General features: G+C 65.2%; 9 protein-coding genes, 1 pseudogene and 2 riboswitches. Of the genes and pseudogenes, 3 read left to right on the plus strand and 7 right to left on the minus strand.

Features of this window, described 5'->3' with window-relative positions; all coding sequences use genetic code 11:
* The first annotated feature begins 179 nt into the window (after positions 1-179).
* Positions 180-956, plus strand: a complete 777-nt coding sequence (locus tag HQN78_RS25845) for a substrate-binding periplasmic protein (RefSeq protein WP_370646609.1) — start codon at positions 180-182, stop codon at positions 954-956.
* 63 nt (positions 957-1,019) lie between these two features.
* Here HQN78_RS25845 and HQN78_RS12425 read toward each other — a convergent pair.
* From HQN78_RS12425 to gcvT, 4 genes and pseudogenes are all read right to left on the minus strand, one after another.
* Positions 1,020-4,382: pseudogene (locus tag HQN78_RS12425) on the minus strand (EAL domain-containing protein); the annotation flags it as partial.
* A gap of 170 nt (positions 4,383-4,552) precedes the next feature.
* A complete protein-coding gene (gene gcvP / locus HQN78_RS12430) occupies positions 4,553-7,405 on the minus strand; it encodes an aminomethyl-transferring glycine dehydrogenase (RefSeq protein ID WP_235089739.1) in 2,853 nt (950 codons plus the stop codon).
* A gap of 123 nt (positions 7,406-7,528) precedes the next feature.
* Positions 7,529-7,915 carry a glycine cleavage system protein GcvH gene (gcvH, locus tag HQN78_RS12435; protein WP_107798347.1) on the minus strand — a complete coding sequence of 129 codons (387 nt, stop codon included), beginning with the start codon at positions 7,913-7,915 and terminating at the stop codon, positions 7,529-7,531.
* 73 nt (positions 7,916-7,988) lie between these two features.
* Positions 7,989-9,077 (minus strand): glycine cleavage system aminomethyltransferase GcvT, encoded by a 1,089-nt coding sequence (gene gcvT, locus HQN78_RS12440; RefSeq protein WP_235084151.1) that lies wholly within the window; start codon positions 9,075-9,077, stop codon positions 7,989-7,991.
* Between the two features lie 41 nt (positions 9,078-9,118).
* A riboswitch (glycine riboswitch) is annotated at positions 9,119-9,215 on the minus strand.
* Between the two features lie 14 nt (positions 9,216-9,229).
* Positions 9,230-9,321: riboswitch (glycine riboswitch) on the minus strand.
* 245 nt (positions 9,322-9,566) lie between these two features.
* Here gcvT and HQN78_RS12445 point away from each other — a divergent pair.
* Complete coding sequence (locus HQN78_RS12445) at positions 9,567-11,249, plus strand: dihydroxyacetone kinase family protein (RefSeq protein ID WP_235084152.1); 1,683 nt, start codon at positions 9,567-9,569, stop codon at positions 11,247-11,249.
* A 43-nt stretch (positions 11,250-11,292) separates the two neighbouring features.
* On the opposite strand, the gene HQN78_RS12450 is transcribed toward HQN78_RS12445, so the two are convergent.
* From HQN78_RS12450 to gluQRS, 3 genes are all read right to left on the minus strand, one after another.
* On the minus strand, positions 11,293-12,045 hold the full coding sequence (locus tag HQN78_RS12450) for a M15 family metallopeptidase (RefSeq protein WP_235084153.1): 753 nt from the start codon (positions 12,043-12,045) through the stop codon (positions 11,293-11,295).
* 141 nt (positions 12,046-12,186) lie between these two features.
* A complete protein-coding gene (locus HQN78_RS12455; RefSeq protein ID WP_227107177.1) occupies positions 12,187-13,527 on the minus strand; it encodes an amino acid permease in 1,341 nt (446 codons plus the stop codon).
* Between the two features lie 423 nt (positions 13,528-13,950).
* On the minus strand, positions 13,951-14,838 hold the full coding sequence (gene gluQRS / locus HQN78_RS12460) for a tRNA glutamyl-Q(34) synthetase GluQRS (protein WP_235084154.1): 888 nt from the start codon (positions 14,836-14,838) through the stop codon (positions 13,951-13,953).
* A 137-nt stretch (positions 14,839-14,975) separates the two neighbouring features.
* Here gluQRS and fdxA point away from each other — a divergent pair, with 137 nt between their 5' ends.
* Positions 14,976-15,299, plus strand: coding sequence for a ferredoxin FdxA (gene fdxA, locus HQN78_RS12465; protein WP_235084155.1), 324 nt, complete (start codon positions 14,976-14,978; stop codon positions 15,297-15,299).
* Positions 15,300-15,368 lie beyond the last annotated feature (69 nt).

A 15,368-nucleotide genomic window follows, 5' to 3' on the forward strand; every position in this document is an offset into this window, starting at 1 on the left:
CCTCATCAAACTGCATGGCATCTTCAGTATCAGAAACGAAGGTTAAGCGAATAAGCGAAAAAAACAAACCATCGATTATGCATATTCATATTCGCGACGCGGCCAAGGATGGAGTTTGAGCCCGGCGCAAATTGCCGCTACAGTCAAAGCGGACAGCCAGAATACAAAGCGCCATCGACATGAACCGCCGCCACTGCCTGCTTGCCCTGTTTTTGACCAGCTTTGTCGCCGCGCCGCTGCGCGCGGCGCCCGGCCCTGCGCTGGACATCCTGACCGAGGATGACCCACCGCTGACTTTCGAGCAAGACGGCAAGGCCGCCGGCCTGGTGGTGGAAGTGGTGCAAGGGATACAACGCCGCGTCGGCAACCACGACCCCATTGCCGTGGTGCCTTGGGCGCGCGGCTATCGCCAGGCGCAACAGCAGCCGAACACCGTGCTGTTCAACACCAACCGCACCCCGGAACGGGAGCGCATGTTCAAATGGGTGGGCCCGGTCACCGAAACCCTGGGCTGCCTGTTTGTGAGGCGCGACAGCCCGATCAAACTGCAAACGCTGGATGACGCCCGCAAACTGCCGCAAATCATGGTGGTGAGAGACTGGTATCTGCAACAGCTGCTGAGCGCGCAGAACTTCTCCAACCTGGCCACCGTGGCCACGCCGGACCAGTTGCTGACCATGTTGATGCGCAAGCGCGCCGACGTCATCGTCAGCGAAAACACCACCTTGCCGCATCAATTGCGCCAGCAGGGCTTCGACCCGGCCCAAGTGCGCAAGGCGCTGACCTTTTCCCACACCTACGGCTACATCGCCTTTTCCCGTCAGACCCCTGACGCGGTGATCAAGGCCTGGCAACAGGCGCTGGACGAGATGAAGCGCGACGGCAGTTTCGCCGCGCTGTACCGGCGCTGGCTGCCCGGCGAAACGGCGCCGGGCATCAATCCGCCCGCCCCGTGAAACACTCGAAACGGCCGCGCCACCAGGACACCAGCTCCTCGGGGGCAAGGAGCGCGAATACAGATAGCCCTGGCCGCTATGGCAGCCGCGCGCCAGCAGCAAGGCGTGCTGGGATTCGGTTTCCACGCCCTCGGCCAGCACTTGCAGGCTCAGGCTTTCCGCCATGGACACGATGGCCGCCACCATGGCCAGATCGCGCTCGTCGCTGTCCAGCCGCATGATGAAGCTGCGATCTATCTTCAATTCATCGATGGGCAGCCGCTTGAGATAGGACAGCGAGGAAAAACCGGTGCCGAAGTCGTCCACGCTGATGTGAAAGCCCATGCGCTTGAGCGTCGGCAAGGCCTTCATCGCGCTGTCCGCGTCCATCAGCGTGCCCTCAGTGATTTCCAGGCACAGTTGCTCCGGCGGCGCGCCGCTTTCCTCGGCGATCGCGCGCAAACGCGCGACGGCGTCCGGCAAGCCGAAGAAGCGCGCCGACAGATTGACGCTGACGCGCCAGGGCGGCAGGCCCTGCCCTCTCCAGGCCATCACCTGGCTGCAGACATTGCGAAACACATACTCGTCGATATCGATGATCAGGCCGGTTTTTTCGGCGATGGCGATAAACTCCGCCGGCGACTGCTTGCGCCCGTCCAGCTCCCAGCGCAACAGCGCCTCCATCCCCAGCATGTCCTGGCTGCGCAGCGTCATCTGCGGCTGGTACTCCAGCCGCAGTTCCCGTCGCTGCAAGGCCTGACGCAAGCCGGTCTCCACTTGCAGGCGCTGGCGCACGCCGTCCGCCATATCCTCGGAGAAGAAGCAATAACCGTTCTTGCCCGCGTACTTGGCGCGGTACATCGCCATATCCGCATCGCGCATCAGCCCTTCCGGCGTGTCCGCGTCGCAGGGATAGCAGCTGATGCCGATGCTGGCGGACAGGAAATAGCGGTGGTCTCCGTCCTGGTACGGCGCCGCCAGCGCCGCCAGCACCTGCTCGGCCAGGCTGTCGGCCGCGCCGTCGGCGGCGTTCTCGGCCAAGGCGACGAATTCGTCGCCGCCGATGCGGAACAAAAGATCGTGGCCGCTCACGCAGGCGCGCAAGCGTTCAGCCACGATGCGCAACAGGCGGTCCCCCACCTCATGCCCAAGGTTGTCGTTGATGAAGCGGAAATCGTCCAGGTCCACCAAAAGCAGATACAGACTCCGCCCTGAGCGCCGATGATTCCTCAAGCTCCATTGCAGCCGCTCGTTCAACTGCACGCGGTTGGGCAGTTGAGTCAGGCTGTCGTGCTTGGCGAGAAACTCGATATTGAGCTGCGAACGCTTCAGCGTGGACACGTCGCGGGCAAAGCCCATCGCGCGCCGCGGCCGCCCCTGTTCGTCCCGCCACAGGCTGGCGCTCACCTGCATCCAGACCTGCCCCGCCTCCGGCAGGGCGACGCGAAACTGACACTCGTGCAGGCTTTCTCCGGCCTCGGCCGGCAAGGCCTGCCAGCGCCGACGCAACTCGTTCAGATCCTCCGGATGGATTTGCGCCAGCAAGGCGTCCAGACTGTCGTGACGATAATCCTCGGCCCGCCCGAAAATCCGCCCCACCGGCCCCTCTTCGTGCAAGACCCCGTCGCCCAGGTCCAGCTCCCAGGCGATTTGTTCCGCTGCGTACAGCGCCTGCTTCAAGCGCATCGCCGAGCGTCGGCGCTCGCCGATCAAGCGCCCCACCCGCGCCAGCAGCTCCGCCACCGAAAACGGCTTGAACAAGAACTCCTGCACGCTGTTCTGCAGCATACGCAGCCGCAGCGAATCGTCGGCGCGCGCCGACAGCATCACCACCGGGATGTCCTCGGTCTGGCGGTTGCCGCGCAAAGCCGACACAAACTCTTCTCCGCCCATTCCCGGCATCATCAGATCGCTGATGATCAGGTCCGGCTGCTCGCTCTGCGCCAAACGCAGGCCGCGGCCGCCCTCCGGCGCCGTCATCACCCGATAATGCTTGCTCAGCGCGCCGGCAATGAAGGCGCTCATATCGATGTTGTCCTCCACCAGCAGCACCAACGCCTGGCCGCCCTTGTCCGGCGCGGCGCCCCCCTCGGCCTGCGGCGACGCGGGCGCGGGCACCGCGCCGCCGGCCAGCAAATCGTCCAGACGCAAGTCTTCCGACTCTATCGGCGCACCCGCCGGCGCCAACAGAGGCAGGCTGAGGCGGAACAAGGCGCCGCCGCCCTCCGCGGCGAACAAGCTCACATTGCCATGGTGCAGTTCGATGAATTCTTTGACGATGGCCAGGCCAAGCCCGGTGCCGCCGTGCCGGCCGTAATCGCCGTCCTCCACTTGCACGAAGCGCTCGAACACCTTGTCGCGCATCTCGGCCGGCACGCCGGGCCCGTTGTCCTGCACCCGGATGCCGGCCTGGCTTCCTCTCAGCTCCAGCGCAATCTGAATGCGGCCGCCGTCCGGCGTGAACTTGAAGGCATTGGACAGCAGGTTCAGCAATACGCGCTGCAATTTGATCGCGTCCACCTGCGCCGACGCCGTTTTCGGCGCCGCCACTTGATAGTCGATATGCCGGTCGCTGGCCAGCGAAGTAAAATAAGAGGCCACGTGACGCACCAGCTCGGCCAGGTCCAGCTGCGCGTAGCGCAGCTTCAGTTCCCCCGCGTCCAGCTTGGCCACGTCCAGCAAATCGTTGACCTGCTGCAGCAACATGCGCGCCTGCCGCTGGATCATCAGCAGATTGGGGCTCTCCTCCGGCTCGGCCTGGCCTGTCAGGAAGCGTTCTACCTGACCCAGAATCAGGGTCAGCGGCGTGCGCAACTCATGGCTGACATTGGCGAAGAAGCGGGTCTTCATCTGATCCAGCTCGCGCATCTGCTGATTCAAGCGGGCCAGCTCGTTATTGGATTCCTTCAGATCGGTGTTGGCCCGGGCGATTTGCGCATGCTGGTTCACCATTTCCGCTTCTAGCGCCGCCGCGTCCATTGCCCGCCATTCCGCCGGCTGACTCTGCTGCGGCTGGCTCCGTTTCAGGCGCACGAACTCGCTGACGTCCTGCGCGCTGTGAATGATGCAGGCCACGCTGCCGTCTGCGCGCTTCACCGGCCAGTTGGTCGGACTCCAATAGCGCTCTTCGAAACTGCCGTCCGGCCGCGGGATATCGTATTTCTGCATCGCCATGCTGTCCTCGACTCCGGTGGCCAGCACGCGCTGCAAAGAAATGCGCAGATTGCGCGAGCCCTCGCCTTCCGGCTCGGCGGGATTGACCGGAAAGATGTCGAACAGATTGCGCCCCAGGATGGACTCGCGCCGGGTCAAGGTCGTCTGCAGGTAAATATCGCTGGCGGCGATGACGTTGAAATCGGTATCCAGCACTAAATACAGGCCGGGGGCCCGTTCGAACAGCAGCTGGAAATCCGGTGCGGCAATCGCAACCTGCGCGTTCAACGCCAACGCAGCCTCCTATCGGTGGGGTTCGCGGATCAAGGGCGGCAAGACTGCCGTCATATTCCTCATTAAATATGATAGTCGTATATCCACTCAACTCCAGTGCCGTATCGACGCGTCGACGCGTAAAAAAACCCCGGCCTGGGCCGGGGTGGTTTGGCGTCCGCCTGCGCGGATCAGGCGTAGCTGTCGGTGGACGGGCAGCTGCACACCAGATTGCGGTCGCCGTATACGTCGTCGATGCGGTTGACGCTGGGCCAGAACTTGTTTTCCAGCACATAGTCCAGCGGGAAAAGACCGGTTTCTCGGCTGTACGGACGCTGCCAGTCGCCGGCGATGTCGGCCTTGCTGTGCGGCGCGTTGCACAAGGGATTATTGTCCGCCGGCCACACGCCGTTCTGCACCTGGTCGATTTCCCGACGGATAGCCGCCATCGCCGCGATGAAACGGTCCAGCTCGACCTTGGGCTCGGACTCGGTCGGCTCAATCATCAGCGTGCCCGGCACCGGGAAGCTCATGGTCGGCGCGTGGAAGCCGTAATCCATCAGCCGCTTGGCCACGTCCACTTCGGTCACGCCGCTGGCGGCCTTGAGCGGACGCAGATCGATGATGCACTCATGAGCCACCCGGCCGTTGGCGCCGGTGTACAGCACCGGGAAATGCTCGGCCAGCCGCGTCGCCACGTAGTTGGCGGACAGCAAGGCGTTCTCCGTGGCCTGCTTCATGCCTTCCGCGCCCATCATCGCGATATACATATAGGAGATGGGCAGGATGGAGGCGGAGCCGAACGGCGCCGCCGACACCGCGGTCTGGCCCGGCTGGGCGGTGGGCACCGAGGCCACCACGTGGTTGGCGATGAAGGGCGCCAGATGCGCTTTCAGGCCAATGGGGCCCATGCCCGGGCCGCCGCCGCCGTGCGGGATGCAGAAGGTCTTGTGCAGGTTCATGTGCGACACGTCGGCGCCGATGTCGGCCGGACGGCACAAGCCCACCTGGGCGTTGAGGTTGGCGCCGTCCATATACACTTGGCCGCCGTGCTGATGGATGATCGCGCAGATTTCGCGGATAGGCTGCTCGAACACGCCGTGGGTGGACGGATAGGTGATCATCAGCGCCGCCAGCTGAGCCGAATGCTGCTCGGCCTTGGCTTTCAGATCCGCGACGTCGACGTTGCCGGCCTCGTCGCAATCCACCACCACCACCTGCATATTCATCATCTGCGCGGTGGCCGGGTTGGTGCCGTGGGCGGAGCGCGGAATCAGGCAGATATTGCGTTGGCCGTCGCCGCGCGACTCATGGTAACGGCTGATCGCCAGCAGGCCGGCGTACTCGCCCTGGGCCCCAGAATTGGGCTGCATCGAAATGATGTCGAAACCGGTGATCGCGCGCAGCTGCGTTTCCAGGCCGGCGATCATTTCCAGATAGCCCACCGTCTGTTCGCGCGGGGCGAACGGATGCATATTGGCGAACTCCGGCCAGGTGATCGGGATCATTTCGCTGGTGGCGTTGAGCTTCATGGTGCAGCTGCCCAGCGAGATCATCGAATGATTCATCGCCAGATCGCGGCTTTCCAGCTTCTTCATATAGCGCAGCATCTCGTGCTCGCTATGATGGGTGTTGAACACCGGATGGCTCATGAAGGCGGATTCGCGCTTCAGTCCGGCCGGAATCGCGTCGGCGGCCGCGGCGTCCAGCGCGGCGATGTCGGCGCTCTTGCCGGTGAAGATTTCGATCAGACGAGCCAGATCGGCCTCGCTGGCCGCCTCGTGGAAGGCGACGCCCAGCACATTGCCGCCGGCGCGGCGCAGATTGTAGCCGGCGGCCAGCGCCGCCTGATACACCGCCTCGGCCTTGGGCGCCTCAACCTGCACCGTGTCGAAGAAGCGGTCGAACACCAGCTTGCCGCCGGTGGCCTTGACCGCGTGGGCGAAAATGGCCGCCAGGCGGTGAATGCGGGCGGCGATGCGCTTGACGCCTTCCGGACCGTGGTACACCGCGTACATGCCGGCGATATTGGCCAGCAGCACCTGGCTGGTGCAGATATTGGAGTTGGCCTTTTCGCGGCGGATATGCTGCTCGCGGGTCTGCAGCGCCATGCGCAGCGCGGTCTTGCCCTTGGCGTCCACCGACACGCCGATGATGCGGCCCGGCGCAGAGCGCTTCATCTCGTCCTTGAAGGCGAAGTAAGCGGCGTGCGGGCCGCCGAAGCCCATGGGCACGCCGAAGCGCTGGGTATTGCCGATGGCCACGTCCGCGCCCATCTCGCCCGGCGATTTCAACGCCACCAAGGCCATGATGTCGGCGGCCACCACCGCCACCGCACCCTTGGCCTTGACCGCGGCGATGTGCGGGGTCAGGTCGATCAGATCGCCGGCTTCGCCCGGATATTGGAACAAGGCGCCGAAGTACTCGCCCTTGCCCGCCTCTTCCGGATGGCCCTGCACCAGCTCGAAGCCGAAGTACTTGGCGCGGGTCCGCATCACGTCCAGGGTTTGCGGCAGCACGCGGCTGTCTACGAAGAACTGGCCGGACTTGGCCTTGGACACGCGGCGCGCCATCGCCATCGCCTCGGCGGCGGCGGTGGCCTCGTCCAGCAAGGAGGCGTTGGCCAGTTCCAGACCGGTCAGGTCTATCACCATTTGCTGGAAGTTCAGCAAGGCTTCGAGACGGCCCTGGGCGATCTCGGCCTGATACGGAGTGTAAGCGGTGTACCAGCCCGGGTTTTCCAGCAGATTGCGCAGGATCACCGTCGGGGTCAGCACCGGGTAATAGCCCTGGCCGATGAAGGATTTATTGACCACGTTCTTGGCGGCGACGGCCTTCAGCGCGGCCAGCGCCTCGGCTTCCGGCATCGGATCCGGCAGCTCCAGCTTGCGGTTCAGGTGAATGTCGGCCGGCAGCGTCTGCGCCACCAGTTCATCGATGGAGGCCACGCCGATGGCGGCCAGCATTTGCTCGCGCTCGGCGTCGGACGGGCCGATGTGGCGGGAGATGAATTCTTTGCGGTTGAAAAGTTCGGAGAGAGACATGAGTACGGGACCTTCTGTGCTTGCCGTCCGCGCCGCGGCTTGCGCGGCCAATCGGGTGTTGCTGGATAACCGGGCGAAAAAAACGCCTCGCGGCCGATTAGGACTGCGAGGCGGTTTTCACCATCAGGCGCCAATTTCCTTGGCGTAGGCGGCGGCGTCCATCAGGGCGTCCAGGTCCGCCGGATCCGCCGGCTTGATCTTGAAGAACCAGCCGGCGCCGTAGGGCTCGCCGTTGGCCAGTTCCGGTTCGGCTTCCAGTTCCTCGTTGATGGCCAGCACTTCGCCGGCAATCGGACAGTAGATGTCGGAAGCGGCTTTCACCGACTCCACCACGCCGGCCTGCTCTTCCTTGGCGAGCTTGGCGCCCACTTTCGGCAATTCGACGAAAACGATGTCGCCCAGCAGTTCCTGCGCGTGCTCGGTAATGCCCACGGTCACGGAGCCGTCAGCTTCCAGGCGCAGCCATTCGTGGCTTTCAACGTATTTGAGTTCGGCGGGGATGTTGCTCATGAGTGTCTCCAGTCAAATCCAGGTCTTAAACGATATTCCCGGCCGCGTCGCGCGGCCTGCCCAAGCACGCCGCTCAGGCGAAAACTTTTTTGCCGTTGCGCACAAACGGCATTTTGACCACGCGCACCTCGGTCAAGGTTCCGCGCAGGTCCACCAGCGCCGTATCGCCGGTGCCGGCCGGCACGCGCGCGATCGCGATGGAGTGTTTGAGGGTGGGCGAGAAGGTGCCGCTGGTGATCACGCCCTCGCCTACGCCTTCCACCACCACTTTCAGGCCTTCGCGCAGCACGCCGCGGCCTTCCAGCACCAGGCCCACTTGTCTGGTTTTCAGGCCGGCGGCTTTCTGCGCCTCCAGCGCCTTGCGGCCGATGAAATCGCGCTCCGCCGGTTCCCAGGCGATGGTCCAGCCCATGCCGGCCTCCAGCGGGGAAACGGTTTCATCCATATCGTGGCCGTAGAGATTCATGCCGGCTTCCAGGCGCAGGGTGTCGCGCGCGCCCAGACCGATCGGCGCCACGCCGGCGGCCTGCAGTTGCTGGAAAAAGGCCGCGGCCTCGACGCCGGGCAGCATCACTTCCAGGCCGTCTTCCCCGGTGTAGCCGGTGCGGGCGTAGAACCAATCGCCGGCGGGCTGGCCTTGGAAGGGCTTCAAGGCCTGGATGACGTCGGCGAGCTCGGGCTTGACCGCGCAGACCTTGGCGATGGCCTGCGGGCCCTGCACCGCCAGGATGGACAGATCGCGGCGCACCTTGATGTCCACGTCGAAATCCGCCTTGCGCCCTTCCATCCAGGCCAGGTCCTTGTCGGTGGTGCCGGCGTTGATCACCATGCGGTAGCCGTAGGAGGTCAGATAGACGATCAGATCGTCCACCACGGTGCCGTCGGGGGTGAGCATGCCGGAATACAGCGCCTTGCCTTCGAAGCCGAGCTTGGCCACGTCGTTGGCGATCAAGCGCTGCAGCCAGCCCTTGGCGTCCGGGCCGCTGATGTCCAGCACCGTCATATGGGAAACGTCGAACATGCCGGCGTCGCTGCGCACGATCTCATGTTCCTTGAGTTGGGAGCCGTAATGGATGGGCATTTCCCAGCCGGCGAAATCGACCATCTTGGCGCCGGCGGCGATATGGGATTCAAACAGGGGGGTGCGTTTCGGGGCCGTCATCGGTGCGTCCTTAGCAAAAGCGTGTAGTGTTGCTCTATTCCCTACACCCCTCTGTCCCTGCACCTGAGATTTTCCGGCCTTGCGGCCGTTAGCCCCTTCGGTGGGCATCCGCGGATGCCGCTCTCCAGATTCGGCGAACTGGCTGCGGCCAGTCCGATGATGCAGTCCTTTTGCCTGAGCGATTGCGGGTGCGCTTGCGCCTTCGGCGGTGGCGCGGACGGCCACTCTCTCCTGCATGACGAGCCAGATTATGGTTGCTGGACCGGGGCTTGGCAAGCCGTGTTTATCTTCAACTTAAACAATGACTTAAAATATTCGAAACCGCAAAACATTGAACCGGCATTGCTTCGTTTAAGATCGATTACGAACATATTTCATTTCCTTATCGATCAAAAAATAGATGACCGCCCCATTGCGCCGGCGCTGATCGTAAGATGACATCCATCTTGACCAAGCACGATCTCTATCCGATCTGGAAAGGAAACCGCGATGCGAAAACTGATCAACGATCCGCGCCATGTGGCGCGGGAAATGCTGGAAGGCCTGGCCGACACCCTGCCCGGCCTGGCGCTGCTCGAGGAAGAAAACGTCTTGCTGCGGGCGGACCTTCCCGCCGGCGGCCTGCGCGACAAGGTGGCGCTGATTTCCGGCGGCGGCAGCGGCCACGAACCGGCCCACGCCGGCTACATCGGCCACGGCATGCTGGACGCCGCCGCGGTGGGCGACGTGTTCACCTCGCCCAGCGTAGACACCGTGCTGGCGGCGATCCGCGCCGTCGCCGGCCCCAAGGGCGTGCTGCTCATCGTCAAGAACTACACCGGCGACCGGCTCAACTTCGGCCTGGCGGCGGAACTGGCCCGCGCCGAGGGCATCGCCGTCGACAGCGTGGTGGTGGCCGACGACGTGGCGCTGCGCGACATCGTGGAGCCGGCGCGCAGGCGCGGCATCGCCGGCACGGTGCTGGTGCACAAGATCGCCGGCGCGGCGGCCGCCTCCGGCGCCGGCCTGGCCGAGGTCGCCGCCGCGGCGCGGCAGGCTGCGGAACAGGTGGCCACCATGGGCGTGGGCCTGGGCGCCTGCACGGTGCCGGCCACCGGCCGCCCCGGTTTTCAACTGGACAGCGGGGAGGCGGAACTGGGCCTGGGCATACACGGCGAAGCCGGCGTGCGCCGCGTGACGACGCCATCGGCCGCCGATTTGTGCGCGACGCTGCTGGACACCATCTTGCAAGACCGCGGCTGGCGTTCGGGACACAGGGTGGCGCTGCTGGTCAACGGCCTGGGCGGCACGCCGCCGATGGAGCTGGCCATCGTCGCCCGCGCCGCGCTGGCTCATCTGCGCCTGCGCGGCCTACAGGTGGAACGCGCCTGGAGCGGCAACTTCATGACCGCGCTGGAAATGCCCGGCTGCTCCTTGTCCCTGATGGCGCTGGACGAACAGCGCCTCAACTGGCTGGATCAAACCACCCTGGCGCCGGCCTGGCCCGGTTCAGGCCGTCTGCCGGCGCAACGCCAGCTGCGCGCCGCGCCGCCGCGCGACGCTTTCACGCCCTCCGCCTCCGCGGCCGATCCCCGTTTGCGCGCCGCGGCCTGGGCCGCGGCCGACGCGCTGGACGCCGCCGAGCCGCTGTTGACCGAACTGGACGGCGCAGCCGGGGACGGCGATCTGGGCGTCAGCATGCAGCGCGGCGCGGCCGCGATCCGGGCCTTGCCCGACAGCGCATGGAGCGACCCCGCCACGGCGCTGCGCGCGGTCGGCCAGGCCTTGCGCCAGGCCATCGCCGGCAGCTCCGGGCCCTTCTACTCCACCGCCCTGCTGCGCGCGGCGCGGCGGCTGGACACGACGACCCCGCCCACCCCGAAGGACTGGGCGGCCGCCTTTCTGGACGGCGTCGCCGCCGTCGCGGAACTGGGCGGCGCGCAAGTGGGCGACCGCACCATGCTGGACGCCTTGTCCCCCGCCGCCGACGCTTTCGCCTCCGCTCTGGACGCCGGACAGGCTCCGGAGACGGCCTGGCGTTCGGCGCTGACAGCGGCGGAGCGCGGCTGCGCGGCAACCGCCGCCATGCGGCCGCGCCTGGGCCGGGCCAGCTATCTGGGCGAACGGGCGCTGGGCGTGCCGGACGCGGGCGCCAGCGCCGCGCTGGTCTGGTTGAAGGCGCTGACCGGCTAGCGCCAGGCCATGGGCCGCCGCGCCCGCGCGGCGGCCCTGGCGATCAGGCCGGCCTCTCCGGCTCGGCCTCCATCGACGGATAGATCCAATCCACGCCCAGCGCCTGCCCCCACAGGCAGTCGCCCAGATCGTAATGCCACCATTCCTCGGCATAATTGCTGAAGCCGGCCTGCTTCATCAGATTGAACAAGACGCGGCGATTGTGACGCACCGTCAGCCAGCGCTCGGAGGAAAAACCCAGGGCCGGATCATGCGGCGCTTCGAAGAAATCGGTGCGCGACGCCGGCTCCGCCGCGTCGAAGGCCGTGCCGAAATCGCAGATCTCGCCCGTGTCCATCCGGCAGATCGCCAGGTCCACAGCGCCGCCGGAATTGTGCGGCAACACCGCGAAACGGGCGGTGTCGTCCGGGTGGGCGGCGAACAGTCGCGCCTGCCGCTCCACCGCCGCCGCGTCCCAGTCCGGGTGCGCGGCGCGCACATCGTCCAGCACCATCTGAAACAGATCCGCCTGGGTTTCGCGGCAGCGGTAGGCGTCGAACAGCAGCAAGCCGTACTCCGGCGCCAGCCGCGCCGCCGTCTCGCGCAAGCGGCTCGCGACAAAGGACCGCGCCGACATGCCTTCGGCGCAGCCTTTGCGGCCGGCGCGGTAATAGCTGTTTTCCGGAAACAGGCCGTCCGCGCGCTCAAGCGCGCAGGGCGCGTTCTCCGCCCGCATCCGCGCCAGCGTCTGCGCGTCCGGCAGCGGATAGGTGAAATCGATGGCGACGAGCGCGTGATCGGCGGCGCTTATCCTCATGGCAACTCCCGGTCTGAAAGCAAAGCGCCCTAGTAGGCCACCAGCCGGCGGCATAGGCAAGCCCGTTGACTCATGACGATAGGCTTGCGCAAAAAGAAAACGCGGCCTAAGCCGCGTTTGGGATCCGACATCGCCTCTCCTTCATGAAGGATCGGCGTAACGCTCCTTCACCTGCCAGACATAGACCGGCAAGCCCAGCAGCAGCAGAATCATGCCCCACATCACGATGTCGGCGCCGGAGCCGTACAAGGCCCAGACCGAATAGGCGAAACCCACGCCGGCGAAGCACAGCGGCGCCAGGAAGTCCTTGCGCTGGAACTGCTGGGGGCGCATCAGCATGATGGCGAGCAAGGCCATCGAGCAAAAGGCGTAGGGCAGCAAAGTGGTGGCGGTGGCCAGCAGGATGATGAACTCGAAAATCTTGACGCCGCCGTCGCCGCCGGCGTACTTCATCGCCATCAGCACCGTCACCAGCCCGCTGGACAGCAGCAGGCCGAAAATGGGCACGCCTTCGCGGTTCATCTGGGCGAAACGACGGGGAAACAGGCCGTCGTGCGCGGCCGCGGCCGGCACGTGCGCCTGCATCAGGCTCCAGCCGTTGAGCGCGCCGAAGCAGGACACGATGGCGCCGAAACCCACCAGATAATAGCCCCAATCGCCCCACATCAGCCGGGCGGCGTCGGCGAAGGGCGCCTGGGAGGCGGCCAGCATCGCCGGCGGCATCAAGCCCATCAAGGCCACCGTGGACAGGATGTAGAGCACGGTGGCGATCAGAGTGCCCAGCACCGTGGCGCGCGGAATGTTTTTTTCCGGCTCGATCACGTCGCCTGCCGGCACCGACGCCGATTCCAGCCCCAGGAAGGCCCACAGGGTCAGCGCCATGGTGGCGGACACCGAACTGAGCAGCGGCTTGTCGTGAGGGTTAAACACGATATTGTCCGGCTGCATGTGGAAAAAGCCGATGAAGGTGACGGCGGCCAGCGGCAACAGTTTAAGCAAGGTGGTCGTCACCGCCACCAGGCCGGAACTGCGCGCGCCGCGGCTGTTGATCCAGGTGACGATCCAGATCAGGCTGATGGCGAACACGCCGGCCAACACATTATTGTGGCCCAGCGCCGGAACGAATACCTGCATATAGCTGGTGGCGGCCACCGCCAGGGCCGCATTGCCGGCCCACAGCGCAATCCAGTAGCCCCAGGCGATCCAGAAACCGGCGAAACCGCCGAAGGCTTCATGAATATAGGCGTACGGCCCGCCTTCCTTGGGCAGGATGGCCGCCAGCCGGGCGAACACCAAGGCCAGGCAGATCGCGCCGGCGGCGGTGAGCAGCCAGCCTATCATCGACACGCCGCCGAACGGCGCCAGCGACGCGGGCAGCAGGAACACGCCGGAGCCGATCATATTGCCCACCACCAAGGCGGTGCACATCCATACGCCCAGCGCCCGGGTCTTGGTCTTGCTGTCTAAATTGGTATTGCTCAAGGCTTGGTCTCCATCGGGCCTGCCGATTGACGGGCGCGCCGCGCGCGCATGTTTACGTTCATGCGATGGCGCCGGCGGAATTGGCCTGGCCAGTTCCGTTCGCATTCAGACTGATACGACTGAAAAAGCGCCCATGATAGAGGGCCTCGCCCGCAAGCTGGGCATGCTTTCTTCAAACCGCTTGACCGGAGTCAACTGAAGCGGGACTTTGCGCCAGTGCGCGCGCATGAAAAAAAGGCGGCATTAGAACACAAATTCGACATAAAAACATGTCGCATTTTCCGCATATCAAGGAGAAGACGATGGCGACCCGCTTGCCGCGGCCGATGATGCGCAACAAGCGCGTGCGCAGATGCCAATATAGGCCAGCCGGGATGGAAAAAAAGACGTCAAACGCATAATTTTGGCATAAAACGGCGCAATTCAGCCGGCAAGCACCGGTCCGACTGGCACGCGCGCCAGCGACCAATGCGCTCGCGCCCACTGCCACAACTCGGCCAGGCTGCCGCACTCCTCCGGCGGAACATGCCCCAGGCGGCTTAAGGCCAGGCGCAAGGCCGCTACGGCGTCCTCGGCCGCCACCGCCGGCGCCAGCGTCTGCTTGGACAGCTTCTCCCCCGCGGCGTTGACCAGCACCGGCAGATGACAATAACCCGGCGTCGCCACGCCCAGCGCCTGCTGCACCACCACTTGACGCGGCGTGGACACCAGCAGGTCGGCGCCGCGCACCACATCGTTCACCCCTTGTTCCGCGTCGTCCACCACCACGGCCAATTGATAGGCCCAAAAGCCGTCCGCGCGCAGCAAGACGAAATCGCCGATGTCGGCCGTCAGATTCTGACGGTAGGGCCCTTGCAGGCGGTCCGCCACCACGGTGTCGCCGGGCGCCGCCCGCAAGCGCCAGGCGCGGCCGCCCTCTTCCGGACGCCGCCGCCGGCAATGGCCGGGATAGACGTAGCCGTCCAGGCCGCGCCGCGCGGTCTTGGCGATCTCCTTGCGCGTGCAATTGCACGGATAGGCGTGGCCGGAAGCGATCAACTGCTCCAGCGCTTGACGGTACAGCTCGTGGCGACGGCTTTGATACACCACTTCGCCGTCCCATTCGAAGCCATAGGCGTCCAGCGTGCGCAGGATGGCGTCGGCGGCCCCGGCCACCTCGCGCGGCGGGTCCAGATTCTCCATCCGCAGCAGCCACTCGCCGCCGCGCGCGCGCGCCTCCAGATAACTGCCGACGGCGGTGCACAAGGAGCCGGCGTGCAGCAAGCCGGTGGGACTGGGGGCAAAACGCCCGCGATAGCGAGAAGAGTTCATGACGGATAGGAAATTTACGGCGGCAATGCGTTGTGAAGGGAATTTCTGGCTAATAATGTTGACTGATACGCTCGAATCATCGCCCCGCCGCCGCGCCAAACGGCGCCGGCCGGCTTTCGACGACCAAGGAGCTGAACATGGCCTACGTTGTAACCGATGCCTGCATCAAATGCAAATACACCGATTGCGTCGATGTCTGCCCGGTGGACTGCTTTCACGAAGGCCCCAATTTTCTGGCGATCGACCCCGAGGAATGCATCGATTGCACGCTGTGCGTGGCGGAATGCCCGGTGAACGCGATCTACGCGGAAGACGACGTTCCGCCGGGACAAGAGAGTTTCGTCGCGCTCAACGCCGAATTGTCCAGGCTCTGGCCCACCATCACGGAGAAGAAGGCCCCGCTGCCGGACCATGAGGACTGGGCGGAGGTCGAAGGCAAGCTGCAACACCTGGAGCGCTGAGAAGCTCGCCCGGTCTCGCTAAGCGCGAGACCGGGCGAAACGCTTGGAAACGAGGAAGGCAAGCGCATT

The organism is Chromobacterium sp. Beijing (assembly GCF_021496765.1).
In the GTDB taxonomy this organism is placed as follows: Bacteria; Pseudomonadota; Gammaproteobacteria; order Burkholderiales; family Chromobacteriaceae; genus Chromobacterium.

Excerpts from the sequence above, each read along its gene's own strand:
- HQN78_RS25845 (WP_370646609.1), top strand. The coding sequence starts at position 180 with ATGAACCGCCGCCACTGCCTGCTTGCCCTGTTTTTGACCAGCTTTGTC.
- gcvP (WP_235089739.1), bottom strand. The coding sequence starts at position 7,405 with ATGTCTCTCTCCGAACTTTTCAACCGCAAAGAATTCATCTCCCGCCAC.
- gcvH (WP_107798347.1), bottom strand. The coding sequence starts at position 7,915 with ATGAGCAACATCCCCGCCGAACTCAAATACGTTGAAAGCCACGAATGG.
- gcvT (WP_235084151.1), bottom strand. The coding sequence starts at position 9,077 with ATGACGGCCCCGAAACGCACCCCCCTGTTTGAATCCCATATCGCCGCC.
- HQN78_RS12445 (WP_235084152.1), top strand. The coding sequence starts at position 9,567 with ATGCGAAAACTGATCAACGATCCGCGCCATGTGGCGCGGGAAATGCTG.
- HQN78_RS12450 (WP_235084153.1), bottom strand. The coding sequence starts at position 12,045 with ATGAGGATAAGCGCCGCCGATCACGCGCTCGTCGCCATCGATTTCACC.
- gluQRS (WP_235084154.1), bottom strand. The coding sequence starts at position 14,838 with ATGAACTCTTCTCGCTATCGCGGGCGTTTTGCCCCCAGTCCCACCGGC.
- fdxA (WP_235084155.1), top strand. The coding sequence starts at position 14,976 with ATGGCCTACGTTGTAACCGATGCCTGCATCAAATGCAAATACACCGAT.